The sequence below is a fragment of the Myxococcus virescens genome, from assembly GCF_900101905.1.
GTDB lineage: Bacteria > Myxococcota > Myxococcia > Myxococcales > Myxococcaceae > Myxococcus > Myxococcus virescens.
In genome coordinates, this window is record NZ_FNAJ01000004.1 from 363,425 (window position 1) to 383,251 (window position 19,827).

A 19,827-nucleotide genomic window follows, 5' to 3' on the forward strand; every position below is an offset into this window, starting at 1 on the left:
GGACTCACGGCAGCAGCGCCAGGACGCGGGCTCCAACCTCGCCCTCGATTTCCACCAACTCGGCGCGGGCCACCGCGCGGTCTCCCACGCGCAGCACCACCGGCTCACTGGCGTTGATGTGCAGGGGAAGCAGCGCGCCTGGCTTGAGCGCCGCGAGCTCCGACAGGGGAATCATCACCCGCGTCAGCTCGATTTCCACATCCACGGGCAGCGGAGGCATGCCCTCCTCCTGCTTGTTCACGGCCACCATGTCCGACTCCTGGGGAATCCCGCGCCCCTGCGCGCGGGTCAGTGAAAAGCCCTCGGCGAGGAAGTCTCCCGAGAGCGCGAATCCGCGCGTCACCAGCCGCCCCGGCCCGAAGAGCTGGCCGGCCTGCTTGCGCACACCTTCGAAGACGACGACGTCCCCCACCACGAGCGCATCCAGAGCGTTCGCGGGCAGCGGCGTCTGGCCTACGAGGCACCGGGCCTCCAGCGAGGCGGCCAGCACCTCTGGCGCGATGCGCGGCGCGCGCTCCACCGGCAGCGCTTGAAAGACTGTCTGGACCACCTGTGACGGCAGCAGCAACCGCGCGCCCGCGCGCGACTCGCCCACGGTCACCATCAACTCGATGCCAACCAAGGGTTCGCGAGGGTCCAAGCGCGCCACCACGTCCGACCTGGACATCGTCACGCCCGCGAGCCGTGGACCGAGCCACGGGTATGCCCCGCCCGCCGCCCTCACCGCGGAGAGCGCGACCAGCAGGACATAGGCCAACGTCGCCTCTTCCAACCGGGCCAACTCCGTCACCACGCCGGGCCGCTGCCCCGCGCCAGCGATGCGCTCCAGCCCCATGAAGGCGAGCGCGGGCTCCAGCTCCAGCACCGCCGTGCCCCCCACCGCCGACAGCTCCAGCAGCGCGAAAATCGCGGGCTCGCCCAGTCCAACCGAAGGCGAGACGACGGACTCCAGAAAGCGGGCCTCCGCAAGCACGGGACAGCCGAGTTCCCGAGTCAGGGCCGCCATCACCGCGTCCAGCGCCTCCCTTCCGAGGCCCCCGGCCTGGGGCCGTTCCGCGAGCACGAGGTGGGCCCGGGTCAGCCGGCGCGCCCCCAAGCGGCGCAGGGGGCGGACCTTCCGGCTGGCGGCATGTTCGATACGGGTATTCATCGGTGGCTCCGCTGCTGCATCGAGACGCACGCCTCCCGTGCAGGGCCCCCGCCAGGGGCCGGGCTCGTGGAGTCGCGGGGTTGGGAGGGCATGGCATCCGCGCGCGGGACGCCGGGTACGCGGGCCGGGACGGCGCCGCTTCCAGACTCAGCGCGTGGCCTCGCGAATCAAGCGGTCGGCCAGTGCCCCCAGCGCGGGAGGTACCTCTGTCGCCTGTGGTGCCAGACTCGCATCGGGAAACAAGGTCCGGTGGTACGGAGGCAGACGCCGAAAGATTTCCCGGCGAAGCATGGGAGGCGCGTCACTCATGAGGCGCCTCAGCCGAGCAGCGGCATCAGCTCGCTCCCCGAACTCCAACGCCACCTTCGCCTGTCGCTGCGCGGAGGGCAGCGCGGACAGACGCTGGAGGTGCTCCCGCGCGCGCACCGCAGATTCCTCGCCCAGTTCGCCCAGCAGGGTGCCCGCCCGCTCCCGCCCCAGCACCCACGCGACGAGCGCGAGGCGTTCGAATGGAATCGGCAAGGGGCCCACCAGACGGGGCACCTCCTCGGTCGGTGCAGCGGCCCGGACGGACGCGGAGCTCCGGCCTGGCCGAGGCTTGCGCCCTATACGTGTCGCATCCATGCGTTCGCGCTCCATGGCCACCTCACGCCACCTTGCGCGCCGGTCCCGGTGACAACACGGGCCGCGCAGGTCCAGGCGGTGCGGACGGAGTCGGTGTCCGGTCGCGGTAGTGCCGCATCCGGAGCGTCACCAGCACCAGCGCCACCGACAGCCCCGTCACCATCAGACCCAACACGGCCAAGAGGGCACGCAGTCGGGTCAGCGGAGACGCGCCCACCTCCGTCGGAGCCTCCACTCGGGTGGAGACCTCGTCCACCAACAGCGAGACGGCTTCCGGCGACAGGCCCTCCACACCACCCGCGAGGAGGACCTTCAACGTCTCGGAGGATTGCCGCACCCGTGCCGCATTGCCCGGCGCCACGCGAAGCATGGCCGAGGCCTTCGATGGCCCCGGGGCCTGTCCCACTCTCGGCGGCGCGGGCACCACCAGGTGGACGCGCGCGAGCAGCACCCCTTCCACGGATTGGAGCGTCTTCTCCAGGCTCCGCTCCATCACCCTCACTCGGCAGACGCTCTCCTCCACCGGCGTGCGCACCAGCCCGCCACCGCCGAAGACGTCACAGCCCACTTCCTCCTTCGGCCTCGGCAGCCCCAGCTCCGACAGGATGCGGACCGCGTCCGAGGCGTGCTCATCCGCCACCTCGATGGACCACGTGGGCTTCTTGCCCGCTTCGGAGACCTTGCGCGCGTCGAGCCCTCGCTCGACGAGCACGGATTGAAGCTCGTTGGCCTGCCGCTCATCCAGACCATGCTGGATGCGCTCGCGGCAGGCGGTGACGCTGACGAGTAGCACGAGGAAGAAAGCGCGACGGAAAAGCAAACGCATCGGGTGCTCCTCAAACCTGGGTCTGGAGGACCTGCTTGACGCCGCCGGTCGCCTTCTCGACGACCTTGCCGGCGAGGTCGAGCTCCTGGCTCGCCCGGTAGACATGGGCCTGCAACGCGAGCAACTCCGCGGGCGTGAAGCTGCGGCCGGACTGCGCCAGCTGAAGGATGTGGTCCAGCCGCTTTTGCGCCTGCCCCACCCGGTCCAGCACCTGCGCCGCCTGCTGCGCTCGCGCCGCCTGCACCGAGTCCACGCGAGTGCCCGGCTTCACGTCCGCGCAGCCCGGCGCGGCGGGCCCCACCCCTTCGGCCCGGGAGACACCCCGCGGCGCCGCCGTGGGCGCGGGCTTCGGCGGCCCCTCCGTGGCCACCGGAACCCCAGTGCCCTTCGCAGGCCCTTGCACCTCGTCCAACACCTCGCTGAATCGCTCCCGGCTGGGCTCCACCGCGGGCGACGCGCCCGCTCCCCCCACCGGCCCCAACGTGTCCATGGCCATGGCTGGTGTCGCTCCTCAGCGGATGTTGTTGATGGCCGCCTTCGCGGAGTCGTGGCGGACCTTCATGATGTTGGAGACAGCGGTGTGCTCCCGGCTCTCCTTCTGCATCTCGTTCTGGAGCTGCAGGTAGGCCATGTTGAACTTCTGGCCCTCCGCGGCGAGCACCTTCTGCGCCTCCAGCAGGTCCCACGCCTCCTGGTTGCCCGCCGCGGCCCCCGCGCTCCCCGTATCCGCCGTCGCGGGCATCCCCGCCCCCGACGTCTTCGGTGCCACCGCCGACACCACCGTCTTCGCGCTGGAGACGGCCGCGCTGACGATGGGCCCTCCCGGAATCATGCCGCCCACCAGGCCCGCTCCCGAGCGCACCACCTCGTTCGCCGCGCGCGCCAGCACCGTGCCGAAGTCGTTCTGCGGCGTCTGACGCGGAACCGTATGGGTGATGGTCAGTGTGGGAATCCGACTGTCATTGGACACGGGCAGCCTCCTGCGGAGAGTTGCCCGGCCCTGTTTCAGCCGCCGTGCCAGGGATAACCCCCGGCAATCCCAGGCGAAGAGGCACCACGGCGGGTCCGGAAGCGCTCCGCGGACCGGGAGGAGCGTCCGCGAGGCGGGACGGCGGCCCTGGCTGGAAACTTGCGTCCGCTCCGGAGTGCCTCAGAGTTGTTGCACCCTGTCGTGTGGAGAAGAGGAGAAACCCGGTGCGGACGACCGATGGCGGCCCCCAGATTGCCGAGCGCTTTCACCCGCGCGTCGACGCCAACCTCCCCGTGAAGGTGCTCCTCAAGGGACGCTCGGTGATGGTTCGCGCTCGGGACGTGTCCATGGCGGGCCTGTTCCTGATGGCCCACCCGGCCGACACCGCACGGGAGCTCACCATCGCGGTGCCGCTGCCCGGCGACCGGGAAATCGTCACCACCTGCCAGATTCGCCGCCGCGAAGTGGACGGTGTGGCGCTGGAGTTCGGCGAGCTGGACTGGGACGACCTCATCGCCCTGGCGCGCTACCTCCACCCGCGCCTGCCCTGAAGCCCGCCTGACTCAGGGCAACTGCGGCTTCGGCCCCGCTTCGCGCAGCCGCTCCACCAGCGCCATCAGCTCGGCGCCCCGGAAGGGCTTGTGGATGTAGCCGTCCGCCCCCGCCTGGGTGGCGCTCTCCATGTCGGAGCGCTTCGCCTTCGCGGTGAGCATGTAGAGCGGCACTCCCGCGGTAACCGGGTCCCCCTTGAGGATGCGGCACACGGAGATACCGTCCAGTTGCGGCAACACCACATCCATCAGGATGAGGTGGAACGTCTGGCTCTTGGCCAGCTTCAGGCCCTCCAGCCCCGTGGCGGCGCACACCACCTCCACGGTGCCGTCGCTCAGCATGGAGCGCACCAGCTCCCGGATGACCGGCTCATCCTCGACGAGAAGGATGTGGAAGGGTGCCTGGGAATTGCCAGCCATGGGTCTCCGGACGCAACACGATGCCAATGCAACCCGCCGCGCGCGGTATAGCCCTCCGGGGCGTAGCCGCACCAGGGAGGATGCAACGGATTGTGCAATGGCACCCGTCTCCCCCATACGTAAGTCGGACACACACTGGATGCCTTGCTTTTTGATTAGAAGGGCTGACAGGCGGGCGTAGCCAGGGTGGGCACGGCCTCGTCCAACACGGCCAGAAACCGGGCGCTATGATGACCCTGGAATGGCCGCGAAACCAGAATGCCCCGAGTGCCGGGCGGCAGTGGGTGGAAACGACTTCCAGTGCACGCAGTGCGGGTTGCTGCTGGACCCGCAGCAGGCCAGCGGGGAGTACGTCATCACCGAGCCCACCATCGTCCGGGCGCTGCTGTCCCCGCCGCAGCGCACGCGCACCATGGAGCTGCCAAGGCCCCCACCCCAGCGCCCCACGCCGCATGACCTGGCCACCGCACGCTTCACGGTGCCCATGGACGCGCACACCGTGCCGCACCTGCGCGCTGGGTTGGACATCGCGCTCCAGCCGCTCCACCCCTTCGAGGCGCACATTGCTTCGTTCATCGACGGGGACCATGCCGTGCCGGACCTGGCCCGGGCGGCACGGCTGCCCGAAATCGAGGTGATGGTCGTCCTCAAGGCCCTGCTGGAGCGCGGCGTCGTGGAGCTGCACCGCCTGCCCGGCGCGCCCGCCATGCGCACGATGACGGATGAGCTGCCCATCCTGGACGGGCAGGACTTCCTCGTGCCAGAGCCCCTGGCACTCGGGGACGAGGAGCCGCCCGCGCGGCCAGTGCCCGCGATGAGAGCCCCCCACCGACCGCCGCCCCCCGCCCCCACGCGCGCGGCGACGCCCCCGAGCCCGCCCATCCCACCGCGCACCGTCCGGCGGCTCGGAATCGAGCCAGGGTCGGCGGAGGACTTCCTCCAGCGCGCCGTGCGGTTGGAGCGCGAGGGCCAGGTGGACCGGGCCATCGACGTGCTCACACGCGCCATTGCCCAGGCGCCCGAAGCCGCGGTGCTCTACAGCAAGCTGGCCCTCATCCTGGTTCACCAGCGCAAGGACTACCGGCGGGCCGTGGAGCTGCTGGAGCGCGCGGTGGCGCTGGAGCCGAACCATCCCGTCTTCCAGCAGAACCTGCTCAAGGTGACAGGCCTCGCGGCGGCCTCCCCTGGCCCTCGCAAGGAAGAGAAGCGCGGCCTCTTCGCGCGCCTCACGGGCCGCCGGAGCTGACCGGCGTCGTGCCGGGGCCGAGGCTCATGTCCAGCCGCCCTCCAGCAGCTGCTCCGCCTCTTCGAGGGAGAAGGCCAGGTAGGCCTCGTGCCCCACGTTCCGGCTGCTGCGCTGGAATCGCACCGCCGCCATCGCGGAGCGCCCCACCACGCGCACCACCCGGCGAAAGCCGCGGACCCGGGCCGCTTCGACGACGCGCTCAATCTGCCCCGAGCCCGACTCCGGGAGCTCCGTCACGCCCGTCAGGTCAGACAGGATGTCGAAGCCCGGCCGGAGCCGCTCGAGCTCGCGCAGCGATGCATCGCCAATCTGGAGCGCTTCCTCCTCCGTGACGACACCCCAGAGGCGGATGACCAACCGGTTCTTGCCAACGAGTGCCTCGACCGAAAACACAGGGCCACGACCTCCTGGCATTACCTGCTATCCCTCCGGAGGCACTCTAGCCTCCGAATGGCAGGCATTTCCAGGATTTCGCGTCCCGACACTCCGCGTACGGCCTCAGATTTCGGCCACGCCTTCCCGCTCGGCCCAACCCTCCAGGCCGTTGGGCAGGCGGATGCGGACGAAGCGGCCCGTCTCTTCGAGCAGGCGCACCTTGAGACCGGCGTGCACCTCGAAGATGGAACGGGCGCCGGGCTGGGGCAGCTCGCGCGCCACCAGCGTGGGCGCCAGCACCACGGCCTCATGCACCGTGGCCCCCACGTAGGCGTGCGTGGCCACCAGCAGCCCTGACGGCACCGCCACCGCGAAGAGCAGGACCGCCAGCACGCCCACCGCCGTCCGCCGGCCCCGCCCCAGCAAGCGCCAGAGCAGCACGAGGACGAAGGCCGCCACCCAGGTGCCCAGGAAGGTCCACGCCACCACCGGGCCGTCCGTGGCCGCCGCGACGCGAGGCAGGAAGGCGTCTTCCGCGGTGGCGCCCACCACCTTGTCCACCTGCCGCGCCCGGGCCACGGAGAGGTTGGCTTCCAGGTCCGGCGCCTGGCCCCCTTCCTTCCGCGCCTGCTCGAGCGCCAGCACCGCGCGGCCCAAATCCCCCTGGGCCAGGTGCGTGGTGCCCAGGTTGTAGAGCACGTCGGGGCCGCCCTGGCCGTTCGCCAGCAGCTTCTCGTAGCCCTCCTTGGCCGCCGCGTAGTCCTCATGCGCGTAGGCTTCGTTGGCCTTGAGGAAGATGTCCTGCGCCTCTTCCGGCGTGTAGTAGCCGCTCACGCCCAGCCCTCCATGGCCGCCGCGGCGGCATCCATCACCTTCTGTCGCTCGGCCGGGTCACCCCCGCCGCCGTAGCGCCCGAAGTCGCACGCCTCCAGCACGAAGAGCACCTTGGCGCGCCGCTCCGCATCCGCGCCCCCCGCCGTCAGCTTCTCGGCGAGCACCTCGCGGGTGAGGCCCACCACCGGCATGCTCAGCCGCGCCTCCAGGAAGCCGTGCAGCGCCTTCTCCACCTCGCCGTAGAAGGCCCCCACGTCCCCGCTGGACTGAAGCTTCTCCGCATCCGCCAGACGCTTGCGCGCGGCCTTCGCCTGCTGACGCCCACGCCCCGCCTCGGAGCGCAGCGCCAGCCGCCCACGCACGCCGCCAATCAGCGCCACGCCCAGCAGCAGCCCCAGCGGGGCCAGCACCGTCGGGACAAAGAAGCCCCGCTTCCACACGGGCACGCCCGGCGCCTCGAAGCGGGCCTGGTAGCGCACCGGCCGAAGGCCGCCCGCCGTCAGCACGTTCTTCTGCTCGTTGGCCTGGTCCGACGAAGCCTGAGGCGCCCCCGAGGCGATGGACGATGCCCCACCCGCGCCCGCCTCCACCGTAATCGTCACCGGGTCGGTGCGCGCCACCTCGTACTTGCGGGCGCGCGGGTCGAAGTAGGTGAACTCCAGCGCGGGCAACGTGAAGCTGCCCGTGCGCTGCGGCATCACCAGGTACTCCATCACCCGCCGGCCCTGAACACGGTGGCGCTGCGGCGACACCTTGTCCGTCGTGGTGGGGTCATAAATCTTGAGCGCGGCGGGGCCCTTCAGCGCGGGGGGCGTGACGTTCTTCACGTTGCCCACTCCTTCCAGGCTGACCTTCACCGTGACGGGCTGGCCCAGCTCCACGCGCGTCTGGGACACGTCCATGGACAGCCGCCAGTTGCCCACGTGCGCGTTGGGCAGGTCCTCCGGCCCACCGGGCGGCAGCGGCTTCACCTTCACCTTGAGCGCGTTGGACACCCGGTGCACGCGGTGGCCGGCGAAGAGGAAGCCAGTGGTGATGTCCGCCTCCGCGGGGGTGATGGACAGCGTGCCGGACTTCACCGGGAAGATGGCGCGGCGGCGCAGCAGGTAGGCGCGGTACGGGATGCCGTCCACCACGCGCTGCTCGCCCGACAGCTGCGTGGGGCTCTCCACCTCTTCCGTCCAGAAGCCCTCCAACTTGGGCATGGTGACGGCGTCCACGCTGGACAGGTCCACGCGCGAATAGATGTAGAGCGACAGCGTCACCTGCTCGCCCACGTACACGTTGTCCCGGTCCAGGCTGGCGCGCAGGAAGAGGTCGGAGTCCCCACGAGGAATCGTGGGCCGGTCCGGCTCCATCATGTCGCCGAAGGCCTCTTCCATCTGCTGCATCTGCGACTGGATGCTGGAGAAGGGGTCCGGCTGCCTGCCACCGCCACGTCCCGCCTGCCCCGGAGACGGCGCACCGCCCACCCGGCCGGCCTTCACCGTCAACTCCACGGGCTGCGTGCGGTACGTCTTGCCGCGCACCGTGATTTGCGACGGTGGAATCTTGAGCCGTCCCGCGCGCGTGGCCTGCATCACCAACACGTGCCGCGTGACGTCCTGGATGACGGCGGGGCCACCGCCCGACAGGGAGATGGAGCGCTGGCTGCTGCGCGAGCTGGAGAGGATGGAGAAGTCGTCCGACTCCGGCAGCTTCACCTGCGCGTTGGCGGGCGCGTCCACCACCACCACCGTGAGGCGGAAGGTGTCCTCGGTGCCCACCTCCGTACGGTCCGCCGTCTGGTAGAAATCGAGGTCGTCCGAGGCCGCCCACGCTGGCGCGGTTGCCAGCAGGGCGAACACGGCGAACACCACGCCGAGGGCGCTACCAGTCCTTCTCATTCGGCTTCCTCTGCTTCTTCTTCTGCTGGAACCGCCAGAGCTGGAGGTTCTTCTCGTTCTGCTTCATCGCATCCAGCAGGCGCTCCGCCTCCTGCCGATCCAGGTCCGACTGGCTGGAGCCACCGTCCGCCTCGGATTCCTCCGAGTCTTCTTCTCCCGCGCTGCCGCCGTCGCTGCCACCGTCCTGGGGCTCGCCCTCTCCGTCGTCCTGTCCACCATCCGCGCCGCCGTCCGCGCCCCCGTCGCCCTTGTCCGGTGGGCCCTGCTCGCCGCCGTCCGCGCCTCCGTCAGAGCCGCCGTCGCTGCCACCATCCCCGTCGCCACCGTCCGCACCGCCGTCCATGCCGCCATCGCTGGCGCCACCATCCGCGCCGCCGTCGGCACCACCGTCCGAGCCACCATCGGTGCCACCGTCCTGGGGCGTGCCGCCGTCGCCCTTCGTGCCGCCGTCCTCGCCGGCATCCGGGCGCCCACCGTCACTGCCGCCGTCGTTGCCACCGTCCGTGCCGCCGTCCTGGCCCTTGTCCTGCGGCGGCGGCAGGTTGCGCAACACCACCTCGTAGTTGTGGCGGGCCTGCACGTCCTGCGGGTCCAGCGTGAGCGCGCGCCGGTAGGCCTTCAGCGCTTCCTGCCGGTCTCCGGTGGTCGCATGCAGGTTGCCCAGGTTGTACCAGGCCTTCTGCCGGAGGTCGGCGCGGTTGGACTCCGTCACCGACTGGAACAGCGCCTTCGCATCCGCGATGCGCCCCAGCTTGGCCATCGCGTCCGCGCGATTGAAGTCCACCGTGACGTCGTTGGGGCGCTCCTTCTTCGCGGCCTCGAACGCCTCCAGCGCTTCCTCGAACCGCCCCGCCGTGTACGCCTCGCGGCCCTGCTCCACCAGCGGGTGGCCCCGCTCCAGCGGCCCCGCGGCCCATACGGGCGACGGCAGCGCCAGCGACGTCACCAGGCCCCACGTCAGCCACCGCGCAGCGCGCGTCCTCGCGGCGCTCATGGTGACGGCCTCCGGCGCGACGACGGCAGCAACAACATGCCCAGCGCCAGCAAGGCCAGCCCCGGGATGGCGAACGACTGGAAGCGCTCGTCGTAGCGGACCGTCACCCGGCTCTCCAGCTCACTCTTCTGCATCTGGTCGATGCGCTCCACCACCTGCGACATGGCCACGCCACGGGGCTGGAAATAGAAGGTGCCCCCGGTGGCCTCGGCGATGGCCGTCAGCCCCGCCCGGTCCAACCGCGTAATCACCGTCTCCCCCGCGGCGTCCTTCTTGTAGTCCACGAACGCGCCGCGCCGGTCGAAGACGGGGATGGGCTCACCGGACTCCGAGCCCACGCCCACCGCCAGCACCTGCACGCCCGCATCCTTCAGCGCCTCGGTGGCCTCCGCCACGTCGCCAACCAGGTCCTCGCCGTCCGTCAGCAGGACGACCACGCGCTCCTTCGAGCCGCGGTCCGCGTTCTCCAGCACCTGCCGCGACAGCCGCAGCGCCGCGCCCACGTTGGTGCCGCCCTGGGGCATCACCTCCGGGTCCACGGCGCGCAAGAACAGCTTCACCGCCGAGTAGTCCGACGTGAGCGGGGACTGGATGAACGCATCACCCGCGAACACCACCAGGCCCACGCGGTCGCCCTTCAGCTCGTCCAGCAGCGTGGTCAGCTCCAGCTTCGCGCGCTCCAGGCGGCTGGGCTGGATGTCCCGCGCCAGCATGGACTTGGAGGCATCCAGCGCCACCACCACGTCGATGCCGCGCCGCTTCGTCAGCTCGCTCTTGGTGCCACACTGCGGCTGCGCCAGCGCGAAGCCGAAGAGCGCCAACCCCAGGCCGTACAATCCGCCCTGCGTGGCCGGACGCCACACCGACACGCCCGGCGTGAAGCGCTCCGCGTGGCGTTCATGCAGCAGCGCCCGCACGCGCGAGCGGCGCCGCAGCGCCCCCACCAGCGCGAGCAGGCCCAGCGTCATGCCCGCGAGCACGAACAGCAGGAAGAGGGGCTGCGCGAGCCCCGCCTGGTAACCGAGCACGGTGAAGCGCCAGGGTTCCACGGGCGTCACGGGAAGACCCTCAGGAAGGAGGCGCGCAGGAGCAGCTCCAGCGCGGCGAGGCCGAAGGCGGCCAGGAGGAAGGGATGGAACTCCTCGCGGTAGGTGGCGCTGGCGCCGCCCTCCATCAGCTTCGAGCGCTCCAACGAATCGAGCACCTTCTGGAGTCCCTCTCGCAGCTGCTCCGGGTCCGTGGCGCGGTAGTACTCGCCGCCAGTGCGGTCCGCGATGTCCTGCATCAGCTCCGGGTTGATGGGAATCTCCGTGTCGCGCCACACGGTGTTGCCGAACAGGTCCGTGCCCTGCGGGAAGGGCACCTTGCCGCCCTTGCCCACCAGAATCGTGTAGATGGGCACCTTCAGCGCCTGGGCCATGTTCGCCGAGTCCATGGGCGAAATCTTCCCGGAGTTGTTGTCGCCGTCGGTGATGAGCACCACCACCCGGCTCTTCGCCTCCGAGTCCCGCAGGCGGTTGAGGGACGTGGCCAGCGCGTCACCAATGGCCGTGCCGTCCTCCAGCACGCGCGTGCGCAGCTGCTTCACCACTTCCTTCAGCACGCCGTAGTCCAGCGTCAGCGGCGCCTGCGTGTACGCCGCGCCCGCGAATACCACCAGGCCGATGCGGTCATTCACCCGGTTGGCGATGAACTCGCTCAGCACTTCCTTGGCGACGTGCATGCGGTTCTGCGGACGGAAGTCACCGGCCTCCATCGACGTGGACAGGTCCAACGCCACCACGATGTCGATGCCCTCCACCGACAAGTCCCGCACGCGCGAGTCACGCACCTGCGGCCGGGCGATGGCCAGCACCGCCGCCGTCACCGCCGCCACGCGAAGCAGCGGCAGCAGCGGCAGCAGGTACGCGCGGAAGCCGCGGCCCCCCCGGGCGAAGACATGCGCCGCGGAGAAGCGCAGCGTGGCGCGGGCGCGCCGCTCCCGCCACGCCTGCCAGAGCAGCAGCGGCACGAGCAGCAGCCCCCAGAGCGCCTCGGGGTTATTGAACGCGGGGAGCGGCGGCATTGTCGGGAGCCTGGGGCGGCGGTGGCGGAACGTACGTCGTGTCGATGAGCGAGTAGCCGAAGGCCAGCGCGTCGCGGCAGGCGTCAGCGGAGGCATCCGCGCGTGCGTACTTCACCATGTCCGACTCGGACACGAAGCGCATCAGCTTGTCCTCCGGCAGCCCCGGCGTGGACATGCGCCGCAGCGACGCCATCAGCTCGGAGCTGGTGCACTCCAGCGCCTCGAAGCCGTAGCGCTCGCCCAGGTAGCCCCGGACGATTTCGGACAGCCGGAAGTAGAAGTCCTTCACCCGGCCGCGCGAGGGCAGGTCCTCCGCCTTCAGCGCGTCCAGCGCCTTGCGGGTGCGCACGTCCAGGGGCAGCGCCGGCACCACCTCCACATGCTTGGGCCGGTTCCTCCACCAGCGGAAGAGCACCCACGCCAGCAGCGCCGCCGCCAGCACGCCCAGCACCGTGAGCACCAGGCGCCACGAACGGATGGGCACCTCCTCCGGCGGCTTGTAGTCGAAGAGGTCCGCGCCCTGCCCCTCCGCGTCCGGCGGCAGCGTGGACGTCACCTCCACCGTGCGGCCCGGCACTGTGAACGCCTTGGGCCCCTCCGGCGTGGCCACGTCGAAGGGCAGCGCCGGCACCGCCACCGAGCCCAGGGCGAAGGCGGACATCCGCACCCGGAACGTGGTGGTCGCAGAGTCCTGCCCGTCCTGGCGCTGGCGCGTCTGGTCCAGGAACTCGAAGTCCCCCGTCTCCTGGGGCACCTTCAGCTCGTAGCGGTGGTCCTTCGGATGGGTGATGACCACCTCGTAGACGAAGGGGTCACCGATGCGGACCTGCTCCGGCTCCAGCCGCACGGACAGGTTCCGCGGTTCGACCTGCTCCGTCGTCGCGGCCGCCGGTGCAGGGGCCGGAGCCTGGGCCCACGCCGGAGCCGCCACCACCAGCGCCGCCACCACGAGCCACACCGTCAACAGGGGGATGAGCCGGTTCATGCCGCCATCCTCCGGGCCCGCGCGCGGAAGAAGTTCGCCAGCGCCTTGCCGTGGTCATCACCCGCGCGCAGCTCCACGTGGTCCAGCTCCAGCTTCTTGAACAGCTTGCGCCGCTCGTCGCGCGCGGCCTGCATGGCCCGGGCGAAGCGGCCCCGCACGCGCGGGTCGCTGGTGTCGACGACGAAGCGCTCGCCCGTCTCCGGGTCCTCCATGTCCACCAGGCCCAGCCGGGGAAAGGCCTCCTCCAACGGGTCCGCCACCACCACCGGCACCAGGTCGTGCTTGCGCCCCACCAGCCGCAGCGGCTTCTCGTAGTCGTGCGCCTGGAAGTCGGAGATGAGGAACGTCACCGCCTTCCGCTTCGCCACCCGCGTCAGGTAGTTGAGCCCCGCGGCCAGGTCCGTCCCACGCCCCTGCGGCTGGAACGTGAGGATGTCGCTCACCAGCCGCAGCACGTGCGTGCGGCCCTTGCGCGGCGGCACCACCTTCTCCACCCGGTCCGAGAAGAGGACGAGCCCCACCCGGTCATTGTTGGCGATGGCACTGAAAGCAATCTGCGCTGCGACCTCCGCGGCGATCTCCGACTTGGTGCGCTCGCGCGAGCCGAACTCCTTCGACGCGGAGACGTCCACCACCAGCATCACCGTCAGCTCGCGCTCCTCGGTGAAGACCTTGACGTAGGCCTCATCCATGCGCGCGGTGACGTTCCAGTCGATGATGCGAATCTCATCACCGGGCTGGTACTGGCGCACCTCGGAGAAGGCCATGCCCCGGCCCTTGAAGACCGAATGGTACTGGCCGGCGAGCATGTCGGAGACCACCTTGCGGGTGCGAATCTCCAGCTTGCGAATGCGGCGGATGAGGTCCTTGGGAAGCACGGGGCGCCTGGCGGGCTCGAGGAGGAAGGGTCAGGGGACTTCGACGCGGTCGAACACGCGCTGGATGATTTTCTCCGGCGTGAGGTCTTCCGCCTCCGCCTCGTACGTCATGGCGACGCGATGGCGGAGCACGTCGAAGGCAATGGCCTTCACGTCTTCGGGGGTGACGAAGCCGCGGTGGCGCAGGAAGGCATGCGCGCGCGCCGCCTGGGCCAGCGCGATGGTGGCGCGCGGCGAGGCGCCAAACTGGATGTAGTCCGCCAGGTCCTTGAGGCCGTACTTGCTGGGCTCGCGCGTGGCGAACACCACGTTGAGGATGTACTCCTTCACCTTCTCGTCCATGTAGATGTGGTGGACGAGCTCGCGCGCACGGACCAGGTGCTGAAGGTCGATGACCCGCTGGGCGCGCGGCGACGAGCCACCGGACATCCGGTCCATGATGACCTTCTCTTCGTCGCGCGTCGGGTAGCCCACCTTCACCTTGAGCATGAAGCGGTCCACCTGCGCCTCGGGCAGCGGGTAGGTGCCTTCCTGCTCGATGGGGTTCTGCGTCGCCAGCACCAGGAAGGGCGAGGGCAACGGGAAGGACTGGTCGCCGATGGTGACCTGGCGCTCGGCCATGGCCTCCAGGAGCGCGGACTGCACCTTCGCCGGGGCGCGGTTGATTTCGTCCGCGAGCACGATGTTGGCGAAGATGGGCCCCTTGCGGACGGTGAAGTTCGCCGCCTGCTGGTTGTAGATCATGGTGCCCACCACGTCCGCGGGCAGCAGGTCCGGGGTGAACTGGATGCGCATGAAGGTGGCGCTGAGCGAATCCGCCACGGTGCGCACCGTCAGCGTCTTGGCGAGGCCGGGCACGCCCTCCAGCAGCACGTGCCCGTTGCACAGCAGGCCGATGAGGATGCGCTCCAGCATGTAGCGCTGCCCGACGATGACCTTGCTGGTTTCCTGGTTGAGGACCTCGACGAAGCTGCTTTCCTGCTGCACGCGTTCGGTGAGCGCGCGAATGTCGGTGTTCATGTCGCCTCGTGTCGGACTGGCGGCGGGCAGCCTAGGGTTTACAGGGTATCCGGCTCAACACCGCTGAGGGCCGCGCATTCCAGTATGTTGCCCGTCCGTCCGCCCCTCCTGGAGTGTCCTCCCCATGTACCACTCACAGCCGCCACGCCAACCCCTGTTCCACTCCCGGCGGACGCCGGTGCCGAGGAAGCCGGCATGAAGGCCCCCTCGGTGGGGCCGGTGGAAGCCGCGCTGCTGGCCCAACTGGCCCCGGCGGTGGTCGCGACGGTTCACTGGTTGCCGGGCGGCGGGGCCCTCCGGGTCCTGGAGGCGGGCGCCGGCCCCACGGTGGTGTTGCTCCACGGGCGAGGCGGCGCGGCCTCCCAGTGGTTCACCTACCTGACGGTCCTCGCCCGGAGCCACCGCGTGCTGGCGGTGGACCTGCCGGGCTTCGGCATGTCGTCCCCCCCCCGAAGGCCCGCTGGCCACCGGCGAGGACGCGGCGGCCTTCTTCACCGCCCCCATCGAGGCGCTGCTGTCCCAGCTCGCCCCGGGCCCGGTGGCCGTGGTGGGCCACTCGCTGGGCGGGCTCGTGGCGCTGGAGCTCGCGCTGCGCGGCCGGGTGCCCGTGGAGCGGCTGGCCCTGGTGGATGCCATGGGCCTGGGCCCGGAGATGGAGCGAAAAGCCCGCCTCTTCTTCCGCGCCGGTCCCGAACGGCTGGCGCGCTCGCTAGGGCCATGGGCCTGGGCCCAGCTGATGCCGCCGCCCCCGACGCCGCTGGGTGAGCGGCTGGGCGCCCTGGAGTACGAGCTGCACACCCGCCCGGGCGCCAGCCCCGACGCCACGCGGGCCTTCAACCGGCTCGTGCCCGTGGCCGGCCCTGTCTTTCATCGCGCGGAAAAGCTCGACGCCATCACGGCGCCGGTGCTGCTCGTCTGGGGTGAGCACGAGGACACCCTGCCCGTCTCCATCGCCGAGCGGGCGGCGCGGCGCCTTCCCCGGGCCCGGCTCCTGCGCCTGGACGCGGGCCACAGCCCCCACCAGGAACATCCGGAGCGCGTGCTCCCCGAGCTGAAGGCGTTCCTCGCCGCGCCCCAGGAGCGCTAGCGCACGCACGGCAGACAGGCGGCCGACGACGTTCGGGTGACACGGACTGGTCCGGCGGTCGGAGCTCGTCCTGGCGGCGCTTGTCCTGGCCGTCCTGGATGGCGACCGTCCCGTCGTGTCATCCAGGGACACCGCCGCCAGGGAGGCTGCCATGAATCACAAGACGCACGAGCGCCATGACCACGTCCATGCCAAGGGCTGTGGCCACCCCGCCATCCAGCACCAGGACCACGTGGACTATCTGCACGACGGGCACCTGCACCACCCGCACTCGGACCACACGGACGAGTGCACGCTCGCCGAAGACGCGCGCAACCCCGCGCAATGCACGCCGCAGCATGCCTGTGGTGCCCATGAAGCCACGCACCGTCACGGCCCCTCGTGTGGCCACGCGGCCGCGCCGCACGGGGACCACGTGGACTATCTCGTGGACGGCCACCTGCATCACCCGCATGACGGCCACTGCGATGACCACGGCAAGGTGCAGGTCCTGAGCTGAAACGAAGACGTGGCGGAAGACCTCTCCCCCCGAGAGGCCCCGCCCGTCTTCACGCTGCACAGAGGCGTGCCGTCTCAGGCCTGGGACGGCGCGCCCTGCTGCGCCTGGCGATCCACCAGTTGTTTGCGCACCTCGTTCATGTCGAGCGCGCGCACCTGGCGGATGAGGTCATCCAGCGCGTTGGCTGGCAGCGCTCCCGCCTGTTCGAACAACATGATGCCGTCACGGAAGACCATCAGCGTGGGGATGGAGCGGATGGCGAAAGCCCCCGCGAGTTCCACCTCTGCGTCGGTGTCGAGCTTGCCGAAGACGAGGTCCGGATTCTTCGCGCTCGCCTGTTCGAACACAGGTGAGAAGGTGCGGCACGGTGCGCACCACTCGGCCCACCAGTCGAGGAGGACGATTCCCTCCTTCGAGACGATTTCCTTGAAGTTGGCTTTGGTGATGTCGATGGTTGCCATGCCCTGACACTGGGCCCTCCCCCCCGGAGGCGCCAGTGTCAGGACATGGCCAGCCAGGCTCCCCCCAGGGCCCGGCTCCCAGTCACCTCCAGCCCAGCGCGGCGGCCCATGACGGGTGGGCCGCCGGGACAGCGGGCGGGCTCAGCCCCAGACGCTCGCCCGGCCCATGAACTGCGCCAGGTCCAGGCGGTTGGACTGCGTCTCGCGGCGGGGCGCCTTCGCCGTGAAGGACTCCAAATCCTGGAGGCTGATGTGGACCTCCTTGCTGGACTTGGACTTGCTGGCGCCCTGGTCCACCGAGCGCAACGCCGTGGGGTGGTTGATCAGGAACTGCGCCGCCTCACGGAGCTCCTTCGGCGCGCCGCTGCTCGGGTCCGCCACGCGCTTGAGCTCCGACATGCCGATGTTGTTGTCCCCGGCGCCCTTGCCGCTGGCGTTCATGCCCACGCCCTCGGCGAAGTTGAAGTGGTCCTTGAGCGTCTGGGCCGCCTTGTAGACGTCCATGGGCTCGTGGCGGCCAGCGCCGAAGGGCGGGCGGGACTGCGGGCCGAACGAAGGGCCGCACAGGTCCAGCCGCGGCGGCAGGTTGGGACGGTGGGGGTTGGGCAGGCCGCCCGGGCCACCGAGTCCGCCACCGCAGCCGCCGCCGAACCCGGAGCCGAACAGCGGCGGACGCGGCGGGAAGCCAGGCCGCTGCGGAGCCCCGGAGTCCGACGCATTGCCGGCGCGCGCCTGGAGGTCCGCCTTGCTCAGGTGCACCTCATTGTTGCCGCCATGGGCCTTGCTGGCGCCCTGGTCCAGCGAGCGCAGGGCGATGGGGTGGTCGAGCATCCACTTCGCGGCGGCGCGGACGTCGGGCGGGAAGCCACTGTTCGGGTCCGCCACGCGCTTGAGCTCCGACGTCCCGATGTTGTTGTCCCCGGCGCCCTTGCCGCTGGCGTTCATGCCCACGCCCTCGATGGCGTCGAAGTGCTTGAGCACCGTCTGCGCCGCCTTGGACGGGTCCATCGACTGATAAGCCGCCTGGTAGCGGTCCGTGGGGCCGCAGCCACGGGTGTTGCCGGAGAAGCCGTTGCACAGAATGGACTTCGCGATGGACAGGCTCATGGTCGTGACTCCTGATAGCGATTGCTACGATGGTTTGGATTGGAGGCAGGTGGCTGTTTCAGCCGAAAGCCCCGCGCGCTGACTACATGAACATTCTCTGTCGGATACGCGCGGTGTTTCGTGCGGTGTTTTCATTTATTTTTCGCGCGCTTCCGAGGGAAACGAGCGCAAAACAAAGACAAACAAACCCACCCACGAAGTGCCTTTCCATTCAAGGCAAGACATCGCGGGTGGGCGGCTCGGTGGTGCCATTCTCGATGCAGCCCCAGGCCACTGCAGTGGGTGTGCCAGGGCCCTCCAGTGCCTCCGGAGCCAATGCGAGGCGCGCGCCCTAGAGGAGGACGCCCGGCAAGGCGCTCCGGCGGGCCTGGTAACCGCGGTTGTCAGGTGGCAACAACAGTTGTCACCCCCCTCCCCTACCTGGGTGCGGTGGTAGCCTGCCCGCCGTGGCGGACCCAGGTGACATGGACGCGGAGATGGACGCGCTGGTCCAGACGGCGCCCGTCCCGGTGGCGCGGCGCGGCCCCTTGCGGTTGAAGCTGCTGGTGCTCTCCGGAGAGCAGGCGGGACACAGCCATGTCTTGCGCCCGGGGGTGGTCCGACTCGGCACGTCCTCGACGTGCGACATCGTCTTGACGGACCGCGTCGTGTCCCGACAGCACCTCCAGTTGGAGGTGACAGACGAACGGGTGGTGGCCACCGACCTGGGCTCGCGCAACGGCACCTTCCATGAAGGGGTGCGCTTCACCGAGTTGGAGGTGCGGCCCGGGGCGTCGCTGACGCTGGGCACCGTCGTCCTCAAGGTGGTGCCCGAGGACTCACGGGAGCGGCCTCTACCGCTGTCCTCGCGGCGGAGCTTCGGCGCGCTCGTGGGCGCCAGCGTGAGGATGCGCGAGCTGTTCACCGTCCTGGAGCGGGTGGCCGCGGGTGGCGGGGACGTGCTCGTCCAAGGCGAGACGGGGACGGGCAAGGAGCTGTGCGCGGAGGCGATTCACCAGGAGAGCGCCCGGGCCGGTGGGCCCTTCATCATCGTGGACATCGCCGGGATTCCGCCCTCCTTGATGGAGTCGGAGCTCTTCGGGCACGTGAAGGGTGCGTTCACGGGCGCCCAGGCGGAGCGCGCCGGGGCCTTCGAGCGTGCCCAGGGAGGCACCGTCTTCCTGGATGAGGTCGGCGAGCTGCCGCTGGAGCTGCAACCCCGGCTCCTGCGCGCGCTGGAGCGCCGGCAGGTGAAGCGCGTGGGCGCCAACGACTACCGCACGGTGGACATGCGCGTCGTCGCGGCCACGCACGTCGACCTGGAGCAGGCCGTGCAACAGGGCCGGTTCCGCAAGGACCTCTATCACCGGCTCGCGGTGCTCAAGGTCATCCCGCCCCCACTGCGGGAGCGGGTGGAAGACCTGCCGCTGCTCATCGACGCCATGCTGGAGCGACTGGGCCGTCCGCCCAGCGCCCTGTCCGAACAGACGCGCGCCCTGCTGGCCCAGTATCCCTGGCCCGGCAACGTGCGCGAGCTGCGCAATGTGGTGGAGCAGGCCATCCATCTGGGCGAGGACACCCTGCCGCCCATGGACGCCCCCTCCGGTTCGCTCCGGTCGCCACAAGGTGCGCTCGACGCGGAGCTGCCCTTCAAGGAGGCCAAGGAGCGGCTCATCGAGGTCTTCGAGCGGGACTACCTCCAGGGCCTCATCGCGCGCTGCGACCGGAACATCTCCCGCGCGGCCCGCGAGGCAGGCATCGCCCGGGTGTACCTGCGCAAGCTGCTCACGAAGCACGGGATGATGCTCGTGGACGACGACGACGCACGGGATTGAGTGAGACGGCGCATGCGACCGCCCGTCCGCGCATG

At 70.3% G+C, this 19,827-nt stretch carries 21 protein-coding genes and 1 pseudogene; 5 read left to right on the forward strand and 17 right to left on the reverse strand.

All coding sequences use genetic code 11. From position 1 onward, the window contains the following. Window positions 1-4: 4 nt before the first annotated feature. The 5 genes from sctQ to BLU09_RS15015 form a co-directional block, all read right to left on the reverse strand. Window positions 5-1,150, reverse strand: coding sequence for a type III secretion system cytoplasmic ring protein SctQ (gene sctQ / locus BLU09_RS14995; protein ID WP_167371086.1), 1,146 nt, complete (start codon window positions 1,148-1,150; stop codon window positions 5-7). A 147-nt stretch (window positions 1,151-1,297) separates the two neighbouring features. Continuing rightward, window positions 1,298-1,672, reverse strand: a complete 375-nt coding sequence (locus BLU09_RS15000) for a hypothetical protein (RefSeq protein ID WP_244171736.1) — start codon at window positions 1,670-1,672, stop codon at window positions 1,298-1,300. Window positions 1,673-1,796: 124 nt separating this feature from the next. Continuing rightward, window positions 1,797-2,600, reverse strand: coding sequence for a flagellar M-ring protein FliF (locus BLU09_RS15005; protein ID WP_090490226.1), 804 nt, complete (start codon window positions 2,598-2,600; stop codon window positions 1,797-1,799). 10 nt (window positions 2,601-2,610) lie between these two features. Further along, window positions 2,611-3,096, reverse strand: a complete 486-nt coding sequence (locus tag BLU09_RS15010) for an ATP-dependent helicase HrpB (protein WP_090490227.1) — start codon at window positions 3,094-3,096, stop codon at window positions 2,611-2,613. A 15-nt stretch (window positions 3,097-3,111) separates the two neighbouring features. Beyond that, window positions 3,112-3,570: a hypothetical protein gene (locus tag BLU09_RS15015; RefSeq protein ID WP_090490228.1), complete on the reverse strand. Its 459-nt coding sequence runs from the start codon at window positions 3,568-3,570 to the stop codon at window positions 3,112-3,114. Between the two features lie 224 nt (window positions 3,571-3,794). Between BLU09_RS15015 and BLU09_RS15020 the strand changes: the two genes are divergently transcribed. Next, window positions 3,795-4,121, forward strand: a complete 327-nt coding sequence (locus tag BLU09_RS15020; RefSeq protein WP_026113775.1) for a PilZ domain-containing protein — start codon at window positions 3,795-3,797, stop codon at window positions 4,119-4,121. Window positions 4,122-4,133: 12 nt separating this feature from the next. Here the strand turns inward: BLU09_RS15020 and BLU09_RS15025 are convergent, their stop codons facing one another. Then, the gene (locus BLU09_RS15025; RefSeq protein WP_090490229.1) at window positions 4,134-4,541 is read right to left on the reverse strand and encodes a response regulator; all 408 of its coding nucleotides are present in this window, start codon (window positions 4,539-4,541) and stop codon (window positions 4,134-4,136) included. A gap of 241 nt (window positions 4,542-4,782) precedes the next feature. Between BLU09_RS15025 and BLU09_RS15030 the strand changes: the two genes are divergently transcribed. Then, on the forward strand, window positions 4,783-5,787 hold the full coding sequence (locus BLU09_RS15030; RefSeq protein ID WP_244171737.1) for a tetratricopeptide repeat protein: 1,005 nt from the start codon (window positions 4,783-4,785) through the stop codon (window positions 5,785-5,787). A 24-nt stretch (window positions 5,788-5,811) separates the two neighbouring features. On the opposite strand, the gene BLU09_RS15035 is transcribed toward BLU09_RS15030, so the two are convergent. The 9 genes from BLU09_RS15035 to BLU09_RS15075 all read right to left on the reverse strand — a co-directional run bounded on the left by BLU09_RS15035 (window position 5,812) and on the right by BLU09_RS15075 (window position 14,824). Then, window positions 5,812-6,180, reverse strand: coding sequence for a hypothetical protein (locus BLU09_RS15035; protein ID WP_225909466.1), 369 nt, complete (start codon window positions 6,178-6,180; stop codon window positions 5,812-5,814). A 105-nt stretch (window positions 6,181-6,285) separates the two neighbouring features. Then, window positions 6,286-6,996 (reverse strand): SH3 domain-containing protein, encoded by a 711-nt coding sequence (locus tag BLU09_RS15040; protein WP_090490231.1) that lies wholly within the window; start codon window positions 6,994-6,996, stop codon window positions 6,286-6,288. Further along, window positions 6,993-8,882: a BatD family protein gene (locus tag BLU09_RS15045; protein ID WP_090490232.1), complete on the reverse strand. Its 1,890-nt coding sequence runs from the start codon at window positions 8,880-8,882 to the stop codon at window positions 6,993-6,995. Before BLU09_RS15045 ends, BLU09_RS15040 begins: the two co-directional genes overlap by 4 nt. Further along, window positions 8,866-9,876, reverse strand: a complete 1,011-nt coding sequence (locus BLU09_RS15050) for a tetratricopeptide repeat protein (protein ID WP_090490233.1) — start codon at window positions 9,874-9,876, stop codon at window positions 8,866-8,868. The genes BLU09_RS15045 and BLU09_RS15050 overlap by 17 nt, the downstream gene beginning before the upstream one ends. Beyond that, the gene (locus tag BLU09_RS15055) at window positions 9,873-10,934 is read right to left on the reverse strand and encodes a VWA domain-containing protein (RefSeq protein ID WP_090490234.1); all 1,062 of its coding nucleotides are present in this window, start codon (window positions 10,932-10,934) and stop codon (window positions 9,873-9,875) included. The genes BLU09_RS15050 and BLU09_RS15055 overlap by 4 nt, the downstream gene beginning before the upstream one ends. After that, window positions 10,931-11,941, reverse strand: coding sequence for a vWA domain-containing protein (locus BLU09_RS15060; protein WP_011555616.1), 1,011 nt, complete (start codon window positions 11,939-11,941; stop codon window positions 10,931-10,933). Before BLU09_RS15060 ends, BLU09_RS15055 begins: the two co-directional genes overlap by 4 nt. Beyond that, complete coding sequence (locus tag BLU09_RS15065; protein WP_090490235.1) at window positions 11,916-12,926, reverse strand: hypothetical protein; 1,011 nt, start codon at window positions 12,924-12,926, stop codon at window positions 11,916-11,918. Before BLU09_RS15065 ends, BLU09_RS15060 begins: the two co-directional genes overlap by 26 nt. After that, on the reverse strand, window positions 12,923-13,804 hold the full coding sequence (locus tag BLU09_RS15070; RefSeq protein ID WP_090490236.1) for a DUF58 domain-containing protein: 882 nt from the start codon (window positions 13,802-13,804) through the stop codon (window positions 12,923-12,925). The genes BLU09_RS15065 and BLU09_RS15070 overlap by 4 nt, the downstream gene beginning before the upstream one ends. A 30-nt stretch (window positions 13,805-13,834) precedes the next feature. Then, a complete protein-coding gene (locus BLU09_RS15075; RefSeq protein WP_090490237.1) occupies window positions 13,835-14,824 on the reverse strand; it encodes an AAA family ATPase in 990 nt (329 codons plus the stop codon). A gap of 195 nt (window positions 14,825-15,019) precedes the next feature. On the opposite strand from BLU09_RS15075, the pseudogene BLU09_RS15080 reads away from it, so the two are divergent. Together BLU09_RS15080 and BLU09_RS15085 are read left to right on the forward strand one after the other, a co-directional pair. Then, window positions 15,020-15,911, forward strand: a pseudogene (locus BLU09_RS15080) (alpha/beta fold hydrolase). A gap of 151 nt (window positions 15,912-16,062) precedes the next feature. Beyond that, window positions 16,063-16,410 carry a hypothetical protein gene (locus tag BLU09_RS15085; RefSeq protein WP_186817783.1) on the forward strand — a complete coding sequence of 116 codons (348 nt, stop codon included), beginning with the start codon at window positions 16,063-16,065 and terminating at the stop codon, window positions 16,408-16,410. Between the two features lie 74 nt (window positions 16,411-16,484). Here BLU09_RS15085 and trxA read toward each other — a convergent pair whose 3' ends face one another. Together trxA and BLU09_RS15095 are read right to left on the reverse strand one after the other, a co-directional pair. Then, a complete protein-coding gene (gene trxA / locus BLU09_RS15090; protein ID WP_090490239.1) occupies window positions 16,485-16,871 on the reverse strand; it encodes a thioredoxin in 387 nt (128 codons plus the stop codon). A 141-nt stretch (window positions 16,872-17,012) separates the two neighbouring features. Beyond that, complete coding sequence (locus BLU09_RS15095) at window positions 17,013-17,978, reverse strand: hypothetical protein (RefSeq protein WP_090490240.1); 966 nt, start codon at window positions 17,976-17,978, stop codon at window positions 17,013-17,015. Window positions 17,979-18,442: 464 nt separating this feature from the next. Between BLU09_RS15095 and BLU09_RS15100 the strand changes: the two genes are divergently transcribed. Continuing rightward, window positions 18,443-19,792, forward strand: a complete 1,350-nt coding sequence (locus BLU09_RS15100) for a sigma 54-interacting transcriptional regulator (protein WP_090490241.1) — start codon at window positions 18,443-18,445, stop codon at window positions 19,790-19,792. Window positions 19,793-19,827 lie beyond the last annotated feature (35 nt).

Excerpts from the sequence above, each read along its gene's own strand:
- BLU09_RS15025 (WP_090490229.1), bottom strand. The coding sequence starts at position 4,541 with ATGGCTGGCAATTCCCAGGCACCCTTCCACATCCTTCTCGTCGAGGAT.
- BLU09_RS15085 (WP_186817783.1), top strand. The coding sequence starts at position 16,063 with ATGAATCACAAGACGCACGAGCGCCATGACCACGTCCATGCCAAGGGC.
- trxA (WP_090490239.1), bottom strand. The coding sequence starts at position 16,871 with ATGGCAACCATCGACATCACCAAAGCCAACTTCAAGGAAATCGTCTCG.
- BLU09_RS15045 (WP_090490232.1), bottom strand. The coding sequence starts at position 8,882 with ATGAGAAGGACTGGTAGCGCCCTCGGCGTGGTGTTCGCCGTGTTCGCC.
- BLU09_RS15005 (WP_090490226.1), bottom strand. The coding sequence starts at position 2,600 with ATGCGTTTGCTTTTCCGTCGCGCTTTCTTCCTCGTGCTACTCGTCAGC.
- BLU09_RS15065 (WP_090490235.1), bottom strand. The coding sequence starts at position 12,926 with ATGAACCGGCTCATCCCCCTGTTGACGGTGTGGCTCGTGGTGGCGGCG.
- sctQ (WP_167371086.1), bottom strand. The coding sequence starts at position 1,150 with ATGAATACCCGTATCGAACATGCCGCCAGCCGGAAGGTCCGCCCCCTG.
- BLU09_RS15050 (WP_090490233.1), bottom strand. The coding sequence starts at position 9,876 with ATGAGCGCCGCGAGGACGCGCGCTGCGCGGTGGCTGACGTGGGGCCTG.
- BLU09_RS15075 (WP_090490237.1), bottom strand. The coding sequence starts at position 14,824 with ATGAACACCGACATTCGCGCGCTCACCGAACGCGTGCAGCAGGAAAGC.
- BLU09_RS15010 (WP_090490227.1), bottom strand. The coding sequence starts at position 3,096 with ATGGCCATGGACACGTTGGGGCCGGTGGGGGGAGCGGGCGCGTCGCCC.
- BLU09_RS15060 (WP_011555616.1), bottom strand. The coding sequence starts at position 11,941 with ATGCCGCCGCTCCCCGCGTTCAATAACCCCGAGGCGCTCTGGGGGCTG.
- BLU09_RS15095 (WP_090490240.1), bottom strand. The coding sequence starts at position 17,978 with ATGAGCCTGTCCATCGCGAAGTCCATTCTGTGCAACGGCTTCTCCGGC.
- BLU09_RS15030 (WP_244171737.1), top strand. The coding sequence starts at position 4,783 with ATGGCCGCGAAACCAGAATGCCCCGAGTGCCGGGCGGCAGTGGGTGGA.
- BLU09_RS15100 (WP_090490241.1), top strand. The coding sequence starts at position 18,443 with ATGGACGCGGAGATGGACGCGCTGGTCCAGACGGCGCCCGTCCCGGTG.